The 20300-nt window shown below is 47.7% G+C and carries 16 protein-coding genes; 10 read left to right on the forward strand and 6 right to left on the reverse strand.

Annotated features, from left to right (window positions below; all coding sequences use genetic code 11):
- The first annotated feature begins 159 nt into the window (after positions 1-159).
- Entirely contained in the window at positions 160-951 is a 792-nt protein-coding gene (locus tag VM802_RS03635; RefSeq protein ID WP_325528074.1) for a response regulator transcription factor, read from the forward strand.
- Between the two features lie 184 nt (positions 952-1135).
- Here the strand turns inward: VM802_RS03635 and VM802_RS03640 are convergent, their stop codons facing one another.
- From VM802_RS03640 to VM802_RS03650, 3 genes are read right to left on the reverse strand one after another with little or no spacing between them, the layout of a single operon-like run.
- A complete protein-coding gene (locus VM802_RS03640; protein ID WP_325528076.1) occupies positions 1136-1705 on the reverse strand; it encodes a hypothetical protein in 570 nt (189 codons plus the stop codon).
- Positions 1680-2198, reverse strand: coding sequence for a hypothetical protein (locus VM802_RS03645; protein WP_325528078.1), 519 nt, complete (start codon positions 2196-2198; stop codon positions 1680-1682). Before VM802_RS03645 ends, VM802_RS03640 begins: the two co-directional genes overlap by 26 nt.
- A 17-nt stretch (positions 2199-2215) precedes the next feature.
- On the reverse strand, positions 2216-2758 hold the full coding sequence (locus VM802_RS03650) for a hypothetical protein (RefSeq protein ID WP_325528080.1): 543 nt from the start codon (positions 2756-2758) through the stop codon (positions 2216-2218).
- A 244-nt stretch (positions 2759-3002) separates the two neighbouring features.
- Between VM802_RS03650 and VM802_RS03655 the strand changes: the two genes are divergently transcribed.
- The 8 genes from VM802_RS03655 (at position 3003) to VM802_RS03690 (ending at position 14808) form a co-directional block, all read left to right on the forward strand.
- Positions 3003-3560, forward strand: coding sequence for an RNA polymerase sigma factor (locus VM802_RS03655; protein WP_325528082.1), 558 nt, complete (start codon positions 3003-3005; stop codon positions 3558-3560).
- Positions 3561-3626: 66 nt separating this feature from the next.
- Positions 3627-4796 (forward strand): FecR family protein, encoded by a 1170-nt coding sequence (locus VM802_RS03660; RefSeq protein ID WP_325528083.1) that lies wholly within the window; start codon positions 3627-3629, stop codon positions 4794-4796.
- 339 nt (positions 4797-5135) lie between these two features.
- Positions 5136-8471, forward strand: coding sequence for a SusC/RagA family TonB-linked outer membrane protein (locus VM802_RS03665; protein ID WP_325528085.1), 3336 nt, complete (start codon positions 5136-5138; stop codon positions 8469-8471).
- Positions 8472-8492: 21 nt separating this feature from the next.
- Complete coding sequence (locus VM802_RS03670) at positions 8493-10097, forward strand: RagB/SusD family nutrient uptake outer membrane protein (RefSeq protein ID WP_325528087.1); 1605 nt, start codon at positions 8493-8495, stop codon at positions 10095-10097.
- 65 nt (positions 10098-10162) lie between these two features.
- Entirely contained in the window at positions 10163-11311 is a 1149-nt protein-coding gene (locus tag VM802_RS03675) for a BT_3987 domain-containing protein (RefSeq protein ID WP_325528089.1), read from the forward strand.
- A 27-nt stretch (positions 11312-11338) separates the two neighbouring features.
- Positions 11339-12343, forward strand: coding sequence for a glycoside hydrolase family 18 (locus VM802_RS03680; protein WP_325528090.1), 1005 nt, complete (start codon positions 11339-11341; stop codon positions 12341-12343).
- 5 nt (positions 12344-12348) lie between these two features.
- Entirely contained in the window at positions 12349-13794 is a 1446-nt protein-coding gene (locus VM802_RS03685; protein ID WP_325528092.1) for a BT_3987 domain-containing protein, read from the forward strand.
- Positions 13795-13866: 72 nt separating this feature from the next.
- Entirely contained in the window at positions 13867-14808 is a 942-nt protein-coding gene (locus VM802_RS03690; protein ID WP_325528094.1) for an EndoS/ChiA family endoglycosidase, read from the forward strand.
- Positions 14809-14875: 67 nt separating this feature from the next.
- Here VM802_RS03690 and VM802_RS03695 read toward each other — a convergent pair whose 3' ends face one another.
- A complete protein-coding gene (locus VM802_RS03695; protein ID WP_325528096.1) occupies positions 14876-16252 on the reverse strand; it encodes a beta-L-arabinopyranosidase in 1377 nt (458 codons plus the stop codon).
- A 377-nt stretch (positions 16253-16629) separates the two neighbouring features.
- Here VM802_RS03695 and VM802_RS03700 point away from each other — a divergent pair, with 377 nt between their 5' ends.
- Entirely contained in the window at positions 16630-17757 is a 1128-nt protein-coding gene (locus VM802_RS03700; RefSeq protein ID WP_325528098.1) for a peptide-N-glycosidase F-related protein, read from the forward strand.
- Between the two features lie 81 nt (positions 17758-17838).
- On the opposite strand, the gene VM802_RS03705 is transcribed toward VM802_RS03700, so the two are convergent.
- Positions 17839-18900 (reverse strand): cobalamin-independent methionine synthase II family protein, encoded by a 1062-nt coding sequence (locus VM802_RS03705; protein WP_325528100.1) that lies wholly within the window; start codon positions 18898-18900, stop codon positions 17839-17841.
- Between the two features lie 218 nt (positions 18901-19118).
- Positions 19119-20300 (reverse strand): RagB/SusD family nutrient uptake outer membrane protein (locus tag VM802_RS03710; RefSeq protein WP_325528102.1); only part of this gene is annotated, 1182 nt, incomplete at its 5' end.

Genomic DNA, 20300 nt, shown 5'->3' on the forward strand with positions numbered 1-20300 from the left:
AGAGACCCGGCATGCAGGAAGCGGGATTGGCCTTACGCTGGCAAGATCCCTGGCTGAACTGCATGGGGGTAAGCTTTACCTGGCGACAGGCGATGAAGAAGTAAATACGTTTGTGCTGGTAATTCCTTACACTATTAATCATCCCTGAAGAACCCATTCATGCAAACAGCTGTAGCCAGTAAAAAAGAAGCAGTGCCCTCCATCCTGCTGGTGGATGATGAGGAGGAGATACTTGATTTTCTGCAACAGGTATTCAGCGACCGGTATACGGTATTACGTACCAACCTGGCTTTACATGCGCTGGAGATATTGCAGCGTGAAGTAGTGCAGCTGATCATCAGTGATGTGATGATGCCTGAGATGGATGGGTTTGAATTTTGCAGGATTATTAAATCTGATAAGCACACCTCACATATTCCGCTCATTCTGCTGACTGCCAAAAATACGTTGCAGGCCAAGATCAGCGGGTTGGAGCTGAAGGCGGATGCGTATATCGAAAAGCCTTTTTCGGTGAAGCATCTGCTGGCACAGGTAGACAGTCTCATGGCCAACAGGGCGAATGTGCGTGATTATCTGGCGGGCTCTCCGTTGCTTCATATCAAGGGGGCTGTTTATTCCAAAGGAGATGAGCAGCTGCTGGAGCAATTACATACGGTTATCTGCCGTCACCTGGAAGATGAGAATCTGAATGCTGATAAGATAGCGCGTGCGCTTAATATGACACGGATTACTTTGTACAGGTGGTTGCATCAGATTTCCAGTATTACGCCGGGGGCGTTGATTAATATGACCCGCCTGCAGAAGGGAGCGGAGTTGCTGGCTTCTGGCAAATACAAGGTGTATGAAGTATCATCTCTGGTAGGGTTTAGCTCCCAGAGTAATTTTGCGCGCAGCTTTCATAAGCAGTTTAATGTTACGCCTACGCAGTATTTGCAGCAGTGGCAGGGGTAAAATTATCTGAACTGTGATTTATGTGATTAGTTTGATTTTTCTGATGAGCGAAGATTATGAAGAAGATTGTAATGAAGAACAATAAATGATAATCTTCGCTCATCAGAAAAATAAAACTAATCACATAAATCACAGTTCAGACATCGATAGCCTGGTATACAGTACCTTTGCCAGTTCAGATTTATTACTGACCATAATTGGTCGTTCCTGTTACCAGTCTTTTGGCAATTTCTGTCCGTACAAACATGGCTTGGATTCTGTTCCATTGGTCAATGACGCTGACCAGATCTCCTCTGATATGCCAGGTGCCATCTGCATTGGCTTCCATCCAGAGGCTAAAGCCGTTTGGGACTGTTGCTGAACCGCTGGTGGTGTTATAGTCGAAGCCCACAATAAGTCCTACCCAGTCGGTTGTTGAGTAGCCTGTTGCGATGTTGGGAAAATCGCCGGCGGTATATTGTTTGAATTGGAAGTATGCATTTAGTGGATTGGCGGCTGTTTTTACGTTGCCGGTTGCATCTGCCACGAGCAATGTGTTGTTGGTGCTGTCGGCCGCCGGAATGGTACGGATACGCATATTTCCGTTGACATCGAATTGGGCGGTAGGCGTCTGTGTGCCTACGCCTACATTGCTGGTTTGCGCGTGTGCGGAAACAGATATGACGAGTATAAAAAGGAGTGAAGTGAAATATTTGAGCAACATTGTTGGCAGAATTAGTGGATGTAATTTATTGACCATAGGTGACGCTGCCATTGGCGATGGTTTGCGCAATGGTTCTTTTTACGAAGATGAGTTGTATCCGGTTCCAGGTTTCATTGACGCCTTTGAGGTCGCCTCGGATGTGCCAGAATCCATCGCTGCTGGCTTCAACGTAGATAGCCATGCCGGTTGTGTTGCCCAGGTTAGCGGAATTGTTGATGGTATAGTCACTACCCAATATCCCGGCTACCCAGTCTGTTACCGTATAGGTTGTTTTGATATTGGGGAAGTCGCCGGTGGAGAATTGCTGCATTTCTACCAGTCCGCCTAAAGTGATAGTTGACTGTTTGATGTTTCCATTTGCGTCTGCTGTCAGCATTTTCGATGTATTGTCTCCTGCAGGTATTGTTCTGATGCGGAGGTCTCCGTTGATGTCGAGTTTGGCGGTGGGTGTTTTGGTGCCTACACCGACATTGCTGCCAGGTTGCGACATGGCTTTATTACTCAAAAGCAGGATTGCTGCCAGGAGGGGATAATATATTTTCATTGTTGCAAGTTTACTTTTTACTGGCCGTAGTTGATGGTTCCATTTACCACTGTTTTGGATACGACTTTGCGGATGAACATCACCTGTATCCTGTTCCAGCGTTCGGGGGCGACGGGGCCTCTCAGGTCGCCGACAACATGCCAGAATCCATCGGTGTTTGATAAGGCTACCATTCTGACGCCGGATATTCCGGAGGCATTACCGGAGGTTAATGACCAGTCGATGCCTGTTATCGCGGCTATCCAATCAGTAGTTGCGTATCCCGTATTAATGTCTGGAAAGTCGTTTGAGGAATATTGCCGTAGTTCCATAAAGGCGCTGAGGGCGAGCGGGGCTTTGTTGATGTTCCCCGATGCATCCGCTACCAGCAGGCTATCCGTCTGACCGGCAGCCGTGATCGTTCTTACGCGTGTGGTACCATTTACATCCAGTTTGGCGGTGGGCGAGTTGGTATCAACGCCAACATTAGCACCGGCTTGCCCCAGCGCCATATGAGCGGCGCCGGATAATAAGGAAATGAGTAAGAATGATTTTGTCAGGAAGGGGGTAAATTTATACATCAATAGCATGCATTTTGGTTCAATGGGAGTATGGTGCCTGATAGCTATCAGGTATTGGTGTTTAAAGATATATTGTATGGAGTGAATAAGCAATGTGGTTTCAAAAAATGAAACGATTATACCAAAAATAATACAACGATTCTATATGTTTTTCTATGTAAAGTGGTTAGCTGGCGTCTCGCTTGTTCCGACAAAAGTTTTTTCTTTCTAAAAACTTTTTGTTAATTTTTCTCATCTTTGATACATGTCATCCAGCCTGTCACATACAGATGAACAATTGTTTGCGCTGTTGCAAAGCGGTGATGAAGCAGCTTTTAACCTGCTTTATGACAGATATTGGAAACGGCTGCTGGTAAGGGCTCACGTGTTGTTGAACAACCATGAAGATGCGGAAGAGCTTGTTCACGATATTTTCGTACAATTATGGCGTAAGCGTGGGCATATTGTATTGCGTCATACCTTTCATACCTATGTGGCTGCTATGTTGCAGTATGGTTGTTTCAAAGTTCTCGCCAACCGGAAACGTAACAAACAGCATGAGCTGACGCTTACTGAAAAAGAGAGACCGGACCTTTCTACCGAACAGTATCTTGATTTTGAATTTCTGCGGGATCAGCTGGAAGCTGCTATAGGCACACTTCCTGAGAAGTGCCGGTTGGTTTTCAGGTTAAGCCGCGAGGGTGGTTTCAGCGATAAGGAAATTGCCAGCCAGTTGAATCTTTCCGTCAATACCGTCCGTACCCAAATGAACAGGGCTTTGCAAAAATTGAAGGTGGCCCTGCATACCTCCTGTTTCTTTTAAATTTTTTTTTAGTGCTTGTAATGCATAGCGTATGTTTTTCTGCTCTATAGTAGAAAGGATATCTGCATGCTGCATTTAACGGACGAACAAATTGAGCAGTTAGCTGAGAAGAAGCTGATGGGCGGGCTTACCCCGGAAGAGGAAGCCTTGCTGGATCAGTGGCTTAGCGAGCGGCAGGGGCCGGAGGATGTAGTGTGGGATAGTGCCGATAAAAATGAGCAGCAGCTGAAAGCGCGTTTGCTGGCGAGGATCAGGGCCAGCGCGGAAATAGATGTTTCTCCCAAACGGAAAGTATTTCCGTTACTGTGGAAAGCGGCTGCTGTAATGATTCCTATTGTACTTGCGAGCGCCTTCTTTTATTCCCTGATCCACCATGAAAAACGGCCTTCCCATCCTGCTGCCCTGATAGACATTGCTCCCGGAAGCAATGGGGCAGTATTGTTGTTAGCTAACGGGAAGACGCTGAAACTAGATAGTACAGTGAACGGAATCATCGCCAGTCAGCAGGGCAGTAACCTGGTGATACGAAACGGGGCGTTGGTGCATGAGCAAACTGGCGGAGGACAGGGTAACGGTTACAACACCGTTACCACGCCTTTCGGTAACCAGTTTAAACTGACGCTGCCTGACGGAACACAGGCCTGGCTGAATGCCGGATCATCCATTGTTTACCCTGTATCATTTGCGGCGGATAAACGGGTGGTGACCGTAAGCGGCGAGGTTTATTTAGAAGTGGCTAAGGTGTTTGATACTCGTGGAAGGCGGCGTCCATTTATTGTTACCGCCGGGCTTTCGCAGGTGGAAGTATTGGGTACGCATTTTAATGTAAGGGCGTATGCCACCGATGCCGATATCAAAACAACGCTGGCAGAAGGGAGCGTACGGGTGAGCATTCCGGGGCAGGCGCCTGCGGTACTCAGCCCGGATCACCAGAGCATTATTGACGCAAGCCACCATACCATCACCGCGAAAGAAGTGGATGCAGCTGCTGTTATAGCATGGACGAGGGGATTCTTCAGCTTCAGGAATGCTGACATAAAAGAGGTGATGGAGCAACTGGCCAGGTGGTATAACGTCAGGATTGTATACGAAAAGGATTTACCTACACGGAGTTTTTCGGGGAAAATATACCGTAACATTAATATTTCAGCGGCACTGGATGCGCTGGCGTTTATGAATGTAAAATTCAGTATTGAGAACAATGCGGGAGGAACGCAGATCAGAGTGATGCCTTGACGAGAGTGACTACTTACGAATAGTAAACAATTTTATCATCCAAAAAAAGTAATTCCACTATGCACGTTGTATCAGTGAATGGCCCTTAGTGTGCCTGGGGGTATTCAACAACAAAACCCGGTTGCGCCCGGGTTCTGCCGACATGTTGGGTGCTCTTTCCCTTTATCCGTCATAGCAGACAAGGAATCATCAACACTACCAAACCTAACGAAAGTAATGAATTTATCTGTTTATTCTGCGCTCCGCGGGCGGAGCCGGCAGCATTGTCATGCTCATTTGCCCGTAGCAACAATACCGGTCTGTTTCTCTGTCTGCCGGGTATTGTTAAAAAATATACTTATGAAAGTACATCTGATTATCATCTTCGTTGCGCTGTTATTGACGGAGGTCAATGCCAGGGGATACAGCCAGGGTATCAGTTTTTCGGGGAGGAATGTTACGCTGGAAACGGTATTTGGCGCCATAGAAAAACAAACCGGGTATGTCTTCTTTTACGATGATGCTACAGGTAGTATCAAAGTATCGCTGACGTTGAAAGACGTGAGTATTGCGAAGGCATTGAATGCTTGTGTGAAAGGGCATGCACTGGATTACCGGATAGAGAATAAAAATATTTTCGTCACGCAGAAGCAGGAGTCAGAGACTGCTTTGGCGCAGGCGACGGGTAACCAGGTTCAACCTGTAGTTATTACGGGTACTGTCGTTGATTCACTTAACCGGGAGCCGCTCATTGGCGCTACGGTAAAGCTGAGAGGCGCCGCGACGGGTACTGTTACGAATGCGAACGGTGCTTTCAGGTTAACGGCGCCGCCTGATGGAGAGCTGGAGATCACTTACATTGGTTATGCATCTGTCAGGACTGCGATTAATAACAGAACGGTTGTAAATATATTGATGGGGTCTCTTACCAATTATCAACATGAAGTGGTGGTTACTGCGTTGGGTATTAAACGTGCTACCAGGGCTTTGAACTATAATGTGCAGGAGATTAAAGGCGATGAGGTTACGAGAAACAGGGATGCCAACTTTGTTACTTCTCTTACCGGTAAGGTGGCCGGGGTTACTATCAATGCCAGTTCTTCGGGTATAGGCGGCGCTACGAGAGTAGTGATGAGAGGGGCCAAATCGATCAGTGGTAATAACAATGCGCTGTATGTGATAGACGGTGTACCTATATTGAACACGACGGATCTGCGCACCAATATGCCCGCGGGGCAGATCACTGACATTTATTCGGCGAGTACCAGCAGTGATATTATTTCATTGATTAATCCTGATGATATAGAAAGTATCTCTACCTTAACCGGTGCTGCAGCTGCGGCGTTGTACGGCAGCCAGGGTCAGAATGGCGTGGTGATGATCACTACCAAATCTGGGAGGAATGCGAAACCCAGTCTGACGTTGAGTAATAGTACCTCGTTTATGTCGCCCTTTATTATGCCGCGTTTTCAAAATACTTACGGTCAGAGTGATGAAGGCAGTTATTACAGCTGGGGGGCTAAGCTCAATAAACCATCTGCTTACCGGCCGAAAGATTTTTTTCAGACAGGTAACAATACTACCACCGGGCTTACCTTCTCTACTGGTAACGACAAGAGCCAGACTTTCCTTTCCGGCGCTATGGTACAGGCGAATGGCATCATTCCCAACAACACCCTTAAACGGTATAATGTCTCTTTCCGGAATACTTCAAAGTTTCTGGATGATAAATTATCTATGGATCTGAATACGATGTATGTATCGCAGACGGAGCAGAACATGGTGGCGCAGGGGCTTTATCATAATCCGCTGGTGCCGGTCTACCTGTTTCCGCCGGGTGGTAATATCGAGACGTTTAAATCTTTTGAGCGTTATGATCCCAGCAGGCTTTTCCCGGTTCAGTACTGGCCTTATATGGGGGACCAGTTCCGCACAGAAAATCCTTTCTGGATCATCAACAGGGAGCCCTCGGTGAATAATACGCGGCGGCTGTTGCTGGGTGCGTCGCTGAAGTACAATGTGAACAGCTGGTTGAATGTTACCGCCAGGGGAAAGCTGGACAGAATTGACATCCTTTCGACCCAGAAGAGATATGCCAGCACTGATATGCTTTTTGCGGGTTATGGCGGTTCTTTCAATGTCAGTGAGAATACAGCAGAAGTATTGTATGCAGATCTGCTTGCCAACATCAATAAAACATTCGGCAACTATACGCTGACGGCCAACGTTGGCGGCTCGCGAACGGAATCGTCTTCGCGTACGATTGCAGCGGGGGGCGGTATTGAGAAGGGTTCTCCTCCCAATGTGTTTACTACTGATAATGTATCCGGATCTACGGGTACAGGCGCGGGCGCCGGAACGGCGAGGCAGCCGGACCGCACCAGTTTTCAATCGCTGTATGCTACTGCGGGTCTTTCCTATAAGAATATGTTGTTTATTGACGGGTCGTACAGGATAGACTGGTACTCTCAACTTTATTTCAATCCATCTTCCCGGTTATATCTTACCTATCCGTCTGTAGGAGCATCGGCAATATTAACGGATGTATTTCCGATCCGTTCCCGTGTGCTCTCTTATCTGAAAGTCAGGGGTAACTATTCAGAGGTGGGCAATCCACCGCGCATCTATGAAGGCGGGCCACAGGTGTACCTCCTGGCCGCCGGCAATATCAACCAGAATTCACCGCTGCATTACCCGCTGCAACCGGAAAGAACACGGGCGTGGGAAGCGGGCATTAATACGCGGCTGCTGGACAATCATATCAACCTTGATGTTACCTTATACAATACCAATACCTACAACCAGATATTTACCATCACACAATCAGCATCCGGCGGCGGGAACAGTACGTTCCTGATGAACGCCGGCAAGGTAAACAACAAGGGGATAGAAGCAGCACTCGGTTATAACGGCAACGTGGGCAAAGTGCAATGGGAATCCAACGCCACCTTCACTATTAACAATAGTACGGTGAAAGAGCTGTACTCCACGAAGGGAAAGGACGGACAAACTATCAGCATTGATACCATCAACATTGCAGGAGGGGGGAGCTATCAGCAGAAACTGGCAGTTGGCGGTAATATGAGCGCGATATACACCACATCGAGATTGACGCAGGACCAGAATGGTTTTATATCTATGAATCCCGGTGTTTCTGTAGATAACAGTAAGTATATGTATGCAGGCAATGCAGATCCGAAATATACCATTGGTTTCAACAACCGGTTTTCCTATAAGAATTTCAGTCTGAGTTTCCTGGTGTTTGCGCGTGTAGGCGGTGTAGGCGTATCGGCAACACAGGCGATGCTGGATGCGTATGGCGTATCTGAAGCTACCGCCAGGGCACGGGATCTTGGTTATGTTACCATCAACAATGCTCCGTACAAAGATGTGCAGCAGTTCTATACACAAATGGGGAGCGGATTAAACGGCGTGCTCGGTTATTATGTATACAGCGCTACCAATGTAAGATTGAGGGAGCTTTCCTTTGGATATACGTTCCCCGGGAAATGGCTGGGGAATGCGGTGCGCAGTCTGAAGGTGGCGGTTACCGGCAACAATCTCTTTATGTTCTACAACAAGGCGCCGTTTGATCCGGAGAGTACACCATCGACCGGTACGTATTTCCAGGGGATCGATTATTTCCGGCAACCCAGTCTCCGGAGTTTTGGCTTCAGTGTAAATGCTCAATTCTAATCAACCGTAATCATCTGAATTATGCATGTGATAAAATCATTCCTGTACATCATTGCGTCTGCTATTTTACTCAGCAGCTGTACAAAAAATTTCAAGGAATATAACACCAATCCGAATGCGTTGCCCGCAGACCAGATTAACCGGGACAACGTATACCTGGGCGGGTTTTTCAAGCAGATGGAAGAAAGTGTTTTTCCTGTGGGAGGTACCGGTACCGATGCCGCCAATTCCTATCAGCTGGTAGAGAATCTTACCGGTGATATTTTCGGTGGCTACCATGGCATGACCCACAACTGGAATGCAGCGGGGGATAACACGACGTATAATTTCAATGCCGTTGGCTGGAATGCGGCTGCGTTCAATCTCTTCTACAACAACGTCATTAAAAATTATGATACCATAAAAAGGTACACCGTTAAGAACCCGGATATATTTGCCGTGGCAAAGATTATTAAAGTGCAGGCGGCGCATCGCACTGTAGATATATATGGCCCTATACCTTACTTCAATACGTCTACCACGCTCAGCACGCTGGGTTCTCCTTACAACCCGGTGGATTCTATTTACTATTCCTTCTTTGCGGATCTTGATTCTGCCATCCAGGTATTAAAGCCATATGTGCAGCTGGGCGCCAAGCCTTTGCAGTATTATGATCCGGTATACCGGGGTAATTATGCGCAATGGATAAAGTTCGCCAACTCGCTCAAGTTAAGGCTGGCGATGAGAATTGTGTATGCAGATCCGGCGAAGGCAAAGCAATATGCGGAGGCAGCGGTGAATGACCCGGGTGGTATTATCACAGACAACATAGATAATGCAGCGATGCAGGGTGTGCAGGGCGTTACGTATAACAATCCGCTGGCGACGCTTTCGGATGCGTACCAGGAGGCCAGGATGAGCGCTAATATGCAGTCGTTCCTTTCCGGTTACAAAGATCCGCGTATGGCGAGGTTTTTCAATACCTCCCTGATTGCAACAGATCCTGCCAACACTTACCGGGGCATACGGAATGGCATTATCATCGCGGATGGCACGAAGTATCAGCCGTTCTCTTCGCTGCAAAGCAATTTCAATGTGATCTGGATGCCTGCTGCGGAAGTATATTTTCTGCGTGCAGAGGGGGCGCTGCGCGGCTGGAATATGGGCGGTACAGCGCAACAGCTGTATGAAACAGGGATACAGCAGTCGTTTACACAATGGGGTACCGGCAGCGCTTCCAACTATATAACGGATGCTGCCAGTAAGGCGCTTCCTTACCAGGACCCGGTGAACAGCCGTAACAATGTTGCCGCAGGCAGTGAACTGAGTACTATTACTATCAAATGGGACAATGCGGCTGCGTTTGAAACGGCGCTGGAGCGTATTATCACGCAAAAATGGATTGCCATGTATCCCAACGGACAGGAAGCATGGAGTGAATTCAGGCGTACGCATTATCCGCTCTTGTTCACGGTGGTGGCTAATCTCAGCGGTGGTAATGTGGATACCAGGAAGCAGGTGAAACGACTGCCATATCCATCCAGCGAATACCAGCTGAACCGCGTGAATGTATCCAGGGGTATCACATTACTGGGCGGGCCTGATAATGGCATCACGCAATTGTGGTGGGATAAGAAGCCTTATTGATGGCAGTGGAGAGCTGAACTGTATATAGATAGAAGTACCATTTTCATTCATCAAATAATTCATACATGCGCTATACATATTACCTCATCGTATTGCTTTTATGCTGGGGCTGTAATAAAGTCCCGGATCACTCCAATAAAGTATATTTCACGCAGGCAACGGGTTCGCCGGTGCTTCCGCTTACATTGGATAATGGCGCCGGGAAAATAGATCTTACCGTTTCCACTACTTATACTGTTCCGGGAGATGTATCCGTAAGCATACTGGTGGACAGCAGTTACCTGGCTGCTTATAATGAAGCTAATCATACCACGTACGAAGCAGTGCCCGCATCAGCTATGACGTTGTCGGCGTCCGCTGTCACTGTTAAAGGAGGGAGCGCCAGCGGCAGTAACGTCATTACCGTGACGGTTAAGGAATGGCCTGGGTTTGATAATTCGAAGCAGTATACGGTACCGCTTAAGATTGCCAGCACCAGTAATGGCATGGGTGGCATACCTGGTTCTGATATTGCATTGGTGCGTGTGATTAAAGTGATCAACAGCGATGCGCCACAGCTGAATATATTTGATACTCCCTATACCGATGGTTCTTATACCGTTGTTTCAACGGCGCCCACCTACACTTATAACCCGGGGTCACAGATTACTATTGAAGGCCGGTTTAAATATACCGGTAACACCAGTGGGTTCACCAACTGGTTTGGATGTATTTTCAGTGGCGCCGGGTTCTTCTTTGTGATTAACCAGGGCACCAGTGATCTGCGGATACATGTTGGGTCCCTTCAGTTTTCTGCGATTGGTCAGGCTGCGCCTGGTGTGTGGCACCACTTTGCTATTGTGAGCGACCGTGGCAACTGCCTGGTGTATCTGGACGAAAAGAAGCTGCTCAATACGACTATCAGTGGCGACAATACCTTTGGCGCCGGAGCCGGGTCAGTGGGTAGTCATGCCGGTACTGTGAACATGGCTTTTGCTGAGTACCGGATTTGGAAGACAGCAAGAACGCCGCGGGAGCTGGCTTCCAATGTATGTGCCGCCAATCCCAAAGATCCGGATCTGATTGCCTATTGGCCAATGGATAAAGCCAATACTGACCAGACGGGTGCTGCGCATCAGACACGCGACGTTACTGGCCGTGGGTACGATATGAAGTTGAACCCCGCTGTAGGCAGGATTAACCTGACGTGGATTCCCGTAAAATGTCCTGAGTAAATCATCTTCACCTTTCAGACAAACACTATGTACAGATTATTTCCATCCATATTCTTCCTGATCAGCGTTGCCTTGCTGATACAGGGATGTACAAAAGAAAAAGATGCTGAGGCGCTCAGCTTTGATGAACTTAATCCGGTAAAAGGCAGTGAGCAATATTATGAAGCGTTGCGTGCCTATAAGAAAAGTGACCACGCCGTATGTTTTGGTTGGTGGGGCGGAAGTGGTGTGAGTGCCATTGATCCGGATATGACTACGCGATATGAGGGGCTTCCTGACAGTATGGATATTGTGAGCCTGTGGGGAGGCATTCCCACAGATCCCGCAGTGCATGCTGAGATGCAGTCTGTGCGCCAAAGAAAAGGAACCCGGTTTGTGTTAGTGATCTTCGGTTCCGGTGTAGATAATCTCAGGAAGAAGAACTTCCCGAATCTGCCTGTGTTAACCAGCATTGACAGTGTAGCCAAATCTATTGCAGATACAGTAGCCAAATACAATATCGATGGCTTTGACCTGGATTATGAGCCGAACTATGGTGATGGTGGTATTTTCGGGCATGGCGGCGGCGGTAGGGATGATGGCGGAGATGTATACACGCAGCGGTTGTTTAAGGCATTGTCTAAGTATATGGGGCCTGTGTCAGGTACCGGTAAGCTGCTGATCATTGATGGCGAAAATGAGAGGGGTATAGAGCCGTATATTGATTACCTCGCACAGCAGGCCTATGGCAGCAGTTCTTTTTCTGCGCTGGACAGCAGATACCGGCAATTTGGTTTTGATGGTGTATTGCCTCCCCGTAAATTTATTGTAACGGAAAATATGCAGCAATACGGCGGTTTCGGCACTACTTTTAATTACAACGGTGTCAATATCGGTAGTGTTACCGGAATGGCTATGTGGAATCCTTCGCAAGGACGCAAAGGTGGTTTTGGCGGTTATATCATAGAATCAGACGCACGTTCTAAAACACCAACTACTTATTTCTATCTCAGAAATGGCATACAAATACAAAATCCTGCACCTGTAAAATAAAAGATATGCGCCTTACTATATTCAATCAACGCAATGGGATACTTTGCGCAGCCTTAGTGCTGTTGCTGGGTTCCTGTAAAAAAGACAATGATGCGGCTACCCAGAACCAGGTGATATATACTGTACCAGGTTCCGCAGCTTACAATATAACAGAGAGCCGGTTCACTTTATCGAGGGGTGTGATACTGGCCTCGCTGAATACCGGTTTTCCGGTGGCGCTTACCCGTGCTGCCGGATCGGGGATACAGGTAAGCGCCCGTATTGATACCAGTCAGCTGGCAGTATATGACAGTACATACCGTACTGTTTCCAACCGGTTTGCTACGGAAGCATTCAGTTTACAGAACAACGGCCATGTAACGATTGCGCAAGGTGCATTGCAGTCGGCCGATTCTGTAAAGGTGACTGTGGGCGATGCATCGAAGATTGACTTTACTAAGAATTACGTCATTCCGGTAACGCTTACGTCTTCCGGTAATAACGTTCCGCTGAGCAGCAACCGTAGCGTGATGTTCATCAGGGTTTTTTTTACGAATGTTACTGCCAGTCTTCAGGGAGCTGCGGCTAACAGAACCATTCCGGTTGTCATCAACCGGACTCCGGGCGGGGATGTAGTTACTCCTGCGATGACAGCATTCAATGCGGCGGTGAATGTTCCGGGTGGCTCCAATTTAACAGTGACTATTATAAACGATAATGCGCTTGTTTCTTCGTTCAACAGCAAGAATGGAACAGCTTATCAGGCCTTTCCTGATGGAAGTTTCAGGCTGGTGAAAAACAGTGTGACTATTTCAGCAGGCAAGAGCGCGTCGGCTGACAGCTTTCAGTTGCAGGTGACAACGCCGGCATCTTTTGCAACCGGTAAATCCTACCTGTTGCCGCTTAAGATAAAAGATGAAGGACCGGTGGCTCCCGATAAAGACAACAGTATTGTTTACGTTGTTCTGGAGGCGAAGCAGCAGAATATTGATCCGGCTAATCCCAATCCTGGAGGTACTATTATCAACAGAGGAGGCTGGACAGCTACTGCCAGCTCGACGGAAGCCACGTATAGCAAATCTTCACCGGCCTTTGTTTTTGATGGGGATTATGCAACGGGATGGCAGGCAGACCTGGCATTCGGCAGTAACCTGCCTGTGAGAACGTTTACTATTGACATGAAGAGCGGTCATTTGCTTAAAGGTATTTCATTTACACCGATGTACTGGAGTTATTCCGATCAGCCGTTTAGATCGGGCGTGACTGTGATGGAAGTGTTCAGTAGCGTTGATGGCGTTAATTGGGTTTCCCAGGGAACTTATAAAGGCGCTGCACCATCCGGAGATGCCAGCTCGCCGGATACCAGGTACATAAAATTCTATGGGCCTGTGCAGGCCAGGTACCTGAGATTTAGTATGACAGATTATGAAGACTATGCGCCTGGGTTTGGAGAGTTGAATACGTTTGAGTAAGTACTGTGGATATTTAACGTATACCCGTTACCGATAGATTTAATCATCAATTATAAAACCCACATTATGACAATGAAAAAGATCTGTTTCAAAGCGTTGCTTGCCTCATTCATTTTAATGGTAATGATAACGTCCTGTTCAAAAGATGCAAAGGACGCTACACTTGAGAAAATCGGGCAACGGTCCGTAGCGCTTGCCGGTAGCGCTACTACGGGCAGCTTCGACAGCCTGATTGCCTATAAGAACCGGCCTCACCAACTGATGATGGGTTATTACCGCACCTGGGGAGATCGGGTAACTGATCCCGTGAACTACAAGACCAGGATGACAGACTTGCCTGACAGCATGGACATTGTAAGCGTATTTACCGATTATACGCCGGCGGGTAATCCTTACTGGGACACGCTCAAGCTGGTGTACATTCCTTACCTGCATCAACGCGGCACGAAGGTGATCGTCACCGGCGGCTATTTTGCGGGCGCTTCTACTAATCCTACGGGTCTTGCCAACTGGGTGGCGGGTGTTATGAACAATATCAACACCTATAATTATGATGGCTACGACATTGATATAGAAAGCACCGCCAGCGGCACTACGCTTAAGGACCAGATAGCCTGCTTTAAGGCTTTATCTGCTTACCTCGGTCCGAAATCAGGTACCGGCAAATTGCTGATCTATGATACGAACCAGAACGGTAATGCGCTGATGGCGGGTATCAAAGACATGGTGAATTATGTATTCCAGCAGGCTTACTGGCGTTCAGCTTCCAGTCTTACGAATACTTTCAATACTTATGCGCGTTACATTAGTCCTAACAAGTACCTGGTGGGCGTGAGCTATGAAGATGGTACTGGTTATCAGGCGGGTCAGATGCCGGCGTATGCGGCGTGGCAACCCACGCAGGGTACCAAAGGCGGTGTCTTTGCTTATGGTATAGATATGGAGGGCCCTAACAGTGGCCGTAATTATGTAACTACACGGGCGGCGATTCAGGCGATGAACCCGGCGCATTGATTTTTTTCTCGCAAAGTCGCAAAGGAAGCAAATATCCTTTGCGACTTTGCGAGAAAATACTTTGCTGCTATTGTATTTTGTAGAACCCTGTACCATGCGGATTGATCTCTGGTTGAAATTTCCCCGAAAGCATACCTGATTTTTTACCGGTCCATAAGTCTGTTACTTTATAATGTTGTTGGTTTACTCCGATCTGAAGTAATTCGACAGGTATTTTTATTGTATGATTGGTTCTGTTGAACAGGGCGAGATATTTTTCTCCGGTACGCGGGTTATCGGCTGTCCAGGCTACGTGGGAGGAATCCTTGAACAGCTGTCTGTTATTTGTGCTGTTGCGCAGTACTTCTAATACACGGTGGTTGGTCAGTAGTGACAACGTAAATGAATCGTTGTCTGGTAAATTGCCACCGAAGAATAATGGGGATCTGAAAATGGCAAACAGTGTCATGAGGGTATATTGTTCATCCCGGGTTAGTGCGGTCATGCGGGGAGATCCGACTTCTGCCCTTATGCCGATTTTGCCCAGCGGGAGCATGTCGCCGTCGGGCCATGCGCCTGGCTTTCTCCATTTATTCCAGCGTTCGAAGATATCAAAATGTTCATCAACCTGATTCCATCTATCCCAGAAGTCACCTATTACGCGCCACATGTTTGCTTTAGATGTAACATCTGCTGCAAACGCAACGGGCGTTTCGCCGGGAGAGGTGCTGAACACGATTTTACGCCCCGTGTGATTGATAGCATTGCGGATCATGTTGATTTCATCGGCGTGGTAGGGGGCTGAGAGGTCATCCACCTTAACAAAATCCAATCCCCAGGAGGCGTATAGTTCAAACAGGGAATTGTAGTATGCCTGACTTCCGGTTTTCGACGCATCTACGGTATACATATCACTTAACCAGGAGCAGCTGTCTTTCATGGAAAAGATATCTGCCGCGGTAACGTTTGTTCCTTTAACAGGTGTACGTTGCTTAACGGCTATTACCGGAACGCCTCTCATGATGTGGATGCCAAACTTCAACCCTCTGTGGTGAATATAGTCTGCGAGCGGTTTAAATCCCTGTCCGTTTTTTGACGATGGAAAGCGGTTTTCAGCAGGGAGGAAGCGCCCGTATTTATCGATAGTGTATTCAGGGTTATGTTGGTTGTATCCGTGTGTTTTATCATTTGCTACATACCATCTGATGTCTACAACGATGTATTCCCACCCATATGGCCGGAGATATTTTGCCATGTAATCTGCATTGGCTTTTACTTCGGATTCAACTACGGTAGGACCGAAGCAATCCCAGCTGTTCCAGCCCATAGGCGGGGTAGGGGCCCATGTATGGAAACCTGGTGGTGGTACCTGTTTGTTTTTGCGCAATGAAGCGGTGTCTGGGAATGCAGACAGGGATAAGATGGACAGGTAAACTGCGAGGAATTTACTGATAATGACATTCATTGGAATCAAATTTTCATAACGTGATGAGATGGGATATTTTCGTTGCTCGTGATAAAGATACTTATTATTTTATAATTGTCAGTATGACAATTTAGTTGCTTCTGAACTAATAGGACGTTGCTGATAGGTACTATTGATATACGTGTGTATGCAGTGCTAAAGTTTAAATTTATGTCGCTGATTATTTCCTGAATTGACCTGACTTTTCTTCGTGGGCCGGATTATCCCTTTGTGCCTTTGCGGGGAAAAAACTTTGGATGTTATTTCCACGGAATGCATTATCTTGTATATGCTAAATTGTTTTACCACGTTAGAGAGCGCATACGAGTGAGTGAGTAACCCGAATTCTGTTTTTTATCACGCTAAATATACCTACAATGAAAAAACAGTTAACCTTTTTCTGTCTGTTAGCAGGAGTACTGGGCTTTTATGCCTGCACAAAGAGCAATCCGGAGATTATAGGAGACCCCACTGGCGGGTTAATACCTGCAAAAGCACCCATCACGCAGAACGTAACTATCAGGGCATTTGACAAGGAGCCTATCGCGAATGCGGCGGTGGTGTCAAAGAAGTTCAAGTTCCCTGACACAACAGCGAACATCAAAAAGATCCTGCTGCATGTTTACCTGAATTGTCCGTCAGGCGGCTGCCCGCCCTGGGACGTGTATGCCAACATCCGGCTGATACATAGCAATGGCGATACTTCCAGGACGTTGGGGTATGAACTGGGGAGATGGATTACTCCTTACGGTAAAGATAACTCCAGCATCACGGGAGGATGGATTATTGATGTGACGGACTTCAGATCGTTGCTGATTGGCAATGTTACCTTACAGACGCGTGCAGAGGTATACAGTGGCACCTGGCTGGTGACAACCGATTTTGAATTCATTGCGGGTGCGCCTGATTATGCGTATTCAGCGGTGGCGCCGGTGATGGAATATTGCGATTGGTCTACTGGTGGCAGCCCTGTTACATTTGGGAAAGGCACGGTGAGCACCAACATCTACAACGGTAAACAGACCGGCTTTTCTGTGAAAGTACCAGCCGATGTACAGAAAACATCTTTCCGTACCACCATCTCCGGCTGGGGACATGCGCAGCCATATGCTCCGGGTGGCCGCGGTTTTGCTGAATGGGCTTTCCGCAAGCATACTATCAAAATTGATGACGCCAATACATTTACGCATGATATGGGTAGTCTTGGTTGCAGTGTCAATCCCAGGGTAGTGAAGAACCAGGGTGGTAACTGGACCGGTGACAGGGCTGGCTGGTGCCCGGGTATGGAAGTGCCGGTAAGAACGGACTTACTTGCTGATGCGAAGGCCGGCAAAACGTTCAACTTTAATTATGTTTTGCAGGAAGACGGCTGGAACACCTCCAATATGGCGGAGAAGTGGAGAGACAATGGCGTGAATACGGCCGGCGCCTATTATGCGGTATCAACATACGTTGTAGTGCAAAGTGATAAGCCCATTACGGCGCCTGTTGTTGCAAACAGATAATTTTTTCAGCTGAATAAAATGCCCGGTGATGGTTCCTATGAACTCGTCACCGGGCATTTATAATGAAGATGAAACAGGTGTTTACAGGCCGAGGGCTTTCTCTGCCAGGGCGGTACCTTCAACCCTGGCCCGTATTTTAGCGAATGCGGTATCTCTGGAGGTAGAGGTGTCGTCTGCAAAAGGAGAGAATCCGCAATCGTCAGTAGTGCCTATCCGTTCTACAGGTAATACTGATGCTGCTTCCAGGATCATGTCCATGATTTCTTCCGGTGTTTCTACGCGGGGATTCAGTACATCCGTAACACCGAGGAATATTTTTTGAGAAGGATCGGAATTTGCTTGTATTAATTCCAGTACCATTCTTCTATCTGTTTCGGCAGCATATTCGAGATAAAAGCTGCCAGCTTTTAACCGGAACAGTTCGGGCAGTAAGTCGGCGTAAGTTACATCGGCACTGTGCGTGGAATCATGATCTCCACCGGGGCAGCTATGTATACCTATCTGGTTTTTATATTGATCCAGCCTTTCCAGCACCTGGTTATTCATATCAATGAATGATTTCAGCAGCTCTTTGGATGGGTCGAGTTTGATAGCAAGCCTTGCATCCGTAAAATCGATCTGCACGCTATGGGCGCCCGCATCAAAACAGGCACGTATATCCTTTTCAGCTTCGTCAATAAGATCAGCGATGAACTGCTCCCGTGTGTAACCCGGTAATCCATCCGCTGGATATAAGAGACTCAGCGCAGATACAGAAATGACGCTCTGCTTCACGGGCAGTGAGGTCAACGAGCGGGCCTTCGTCAGATAGGAAGATGCGTAGGACTGATAGGTAAACGGACTGGCTGTGAGGCGTGGTAGCTGACGTGTATGGCCATCTGCAAACGGAATGACGACACCGTCCTGCGCGAGTGACGAAAGACCATGAACAGGGTAGGTGACGAAACTGGGCTTTGTTTGTTCTCCGTCTGTAATTACTGGTGAGCCGGTGTCTTCAAACAGTTTGATCGTTTCTTCCACTGCCTGGTTCATCAACCTGTCTAATTCGTCCTGTTTAATTTCGTTTGAGGCGTATGCCGCCAGGGCATTCTGCAGATACTGGGGTCTTGGAATACTTCCAATAGGTTCTGTAGCGATTTTCATAAGATGTGGTTTTTTGTCTGGTATTTAACAGCTGCAAATGTTATTTGGTTCTGTGAAATTTTATTCTCGCAGAGGAACAAAGGAAGCAAAGAAGCAAAGGATATTTTTAAGTTAGCAAAGAACTGTTTTACAGTCCGAAAATATTGCAGGGTACTACTAAACAGTCTTACTTAACTTAAAAATATCCTTTGCTTCCTTTGCGCCTCTGCGAGAGCTTCCTACCAGCCTGGGTTTTGCGTAAAATTAAACTGTTGTACTTCCTGCAAAGGAATCGGCAGGAGGTAATCGCGGGTGGTATTGAACTGGTAGCCGTTGATCAGGCCGGCCACCTTCTGGAAGGGTTCAATGTAACCGTCTGCATTTACGTACAGGTTGGTGCCAACGATGATACGCGGATTATAAGGTACATTTTCCCATTGCTTATACTTTGCGCCCAGCGGTTTCCAGCCTTTCAGCAATTTACCGGCAGCTGCCCAGCGGCATATGTCGTTGAAGCGGAAACCTTCCAGGGCGAGTTCTATACGGCGTTCCCTTCTCACTTCGTTCAGCACGGGTGAAAGGGCGGGGAAGGGCCAGGAAGGGTCGGGTGTAATGGAAGCGGTATTCATAACAGGCATGCCTACACGTGTACGTAACAGGTTCACGCTTTTATCTGCATCGGCCTGTGTGAAGATGCCAAGTTCTGCTTTTGCTTCGGCATAATTCAGCAGTATTTCGGCATACCTCATATAGATGGTTCCGGTGGTGCCGATATCTCCGGTGTACTGTTGAAGATATTCTGCGCTGTGACCTTTATATAACTGAAAACCGGTCATACTGCGGCTTTCACCTGCCTGGTTGATAGTGGGATACTGATAGACCCTGTTGTCCGTGGCGGAGGGTCCGTTGACGGTGATCGGGGCTCCTGATACATAGATGCTTTGTTTCAGGCGCGGGTCACGGTTTTTGATAATATCGTCCTGTGTATTGTCGCCCGTATAAAGCGGGCTGGTTGTGATTGGTGAGCCATCGGTGCAGAGATAGCTGTCTACCAGGTCTTTGGTAACGCCGAAGCCGCCGCCGCTGGTGGTGTATCTGTTCCAGTTATGGGTGAGGCCCAGTGCTACATCGTATTTGCGCCAGAACATGATTTCCCTGCTGCCGGAATAATCGACCTGGTTAAAGAGTTTCCAGTAGCCGCTTTCTGCGCCCTGGTTGTCGAGGCCAAACTTGCCGCTGTTGATTACGGCTTCTGCTGCGTCCGCAGCCTGTTTCAGGTACTTCGCGGGATCAGCGCCGGAGGCGGCAAACGGAGTGCCTGCATGATATTTTTCCCAGGTGCCTTCGAACAGTGCTACCCTGGATTTGAAGCCTTGCGCCAGTTCCTGGTAGATGCGCATTTTTTCTGCATCAGCTTTAGG

The sequence above is a fragment of the Chitinophaga sp. genome (genome assembly GCF_035538455.1).
GTDB lineage: Bacteria > Bacteroidota > Bacteroidia > Chitinophagales > Chitinophagaceae > Chitinophaga.

What these genes read in the sequence shown, in the direction of transcription:
- VM802_RS03635 (WP_325528074.1), top strand. Translation starts at nt 160, where the DNA reads ATGCAAACAGCTGTAGCCAGTAAAAAAGAAGCAGTGCCCTCCATCCTG.
- VM802_RS03640 (WP_325528076.1), bottom strand. Translation starts at nt 1,705, where the DNA reads ATGGCAGCGTCACCTATGGTCAATAAATTACATCCACTAATTCTGCCA.
- VM802_RS03645 (WP_325528078.1), bottom strand. Translation starts at nt 2,198, where the DNA reads ATGAAAATATATTATCCCCTCCTGGCAGCAATCCTGCTTTTGAGTAAT.
- VM802_RS03650 (WP_325528080.1), bottom strand. Translation starts at nt 2,758, where the DNA reads ATGTATAAATTTACCCCCTTCCTGACAAAATCATTCTTACTCATTTCC.
- VM802_RS03655 (WP_325528082.1), top strand. Translation starts at nt 3,003, where the DNA reads ATGTCATCCAGCCTGTCACATACAGATGAACAATTGTTTGCGCTGTTG.
- VM802_RS03660 (WP_325528083.1), top strand. Translation starts at nt 3,627, where the DNA reads ATGCTGCATTTAACGGACGAACAAATTGAGCAGTTAGCTGAGAAGAAG.
- VM802_RS03665 (WP_325528085.1), top strand. Translation starts at nt 5,136, where the DNA reads ATGAAAGTACATCTGATTATCATCTTCGTTGCGCTGTTATTGACGGAG.
- VM802_RS03670 (WP_325528087.1), top strand. Translation starts at nt 8,493, where the DNA reads ATGCATGTGATAAAATCATTCCTGTACATCATTGCGTCTGCTATTTTA.
- VM802_RS03675 (WP_325528089.1), top strand. Translation starts at nt 10,163, where the DNA reads ATGCGCTATACATATTACCTCATCGTATTGCTTTTATGCTGGGGCTGT.
- VM802_RS03680 (WP_325528090.1), top strand. Translation starts at nt 11,339, where the DNA reads ATGTACAGATTATTTCCATCCATATTCTTCCTGATCAGCGTTGCCTTG.
- VM802_RS03685 (WP_325528092.1), top strand. Translation starts at nt 12,349, where the DNA reads ATGCGCCTTACTATATTCAATCAACGCAATGGGATACTTTGCGCAGCC.
- VM802_RS03690 (WP_325528094.1), top strand. Translation starts at nt 13,867, where the DNA reads ATGAAAAAGATCTGTTTCAAAGCGTTGCTTGCCTCATTCATTTTAATG.
- VM802_RS03695 (WP_325528096.1), bottom strand. Translation starts at nt 16,252, where the DNA reads ATGAATGTCATTATCAGTAAATTCCTCGCAGTTTACCTGTCCATCTTA.
- VM802_RS03700 (WP_325528098.1), top strand. Translation starts at nt 16,630, where the DNA reads ATGAAAAAACAGTTAACCTTTTTCTGTCTGTTAGCAGGAGTACTGGGC.
- VM802_RS03705 (WP_325528100.1), bottom strand. Translation starts at nt 18,900, where the DNA reads ATGAAAATCGCTACAGAACCTATTGGAAGTATTCCAAGACCCCAGTAT.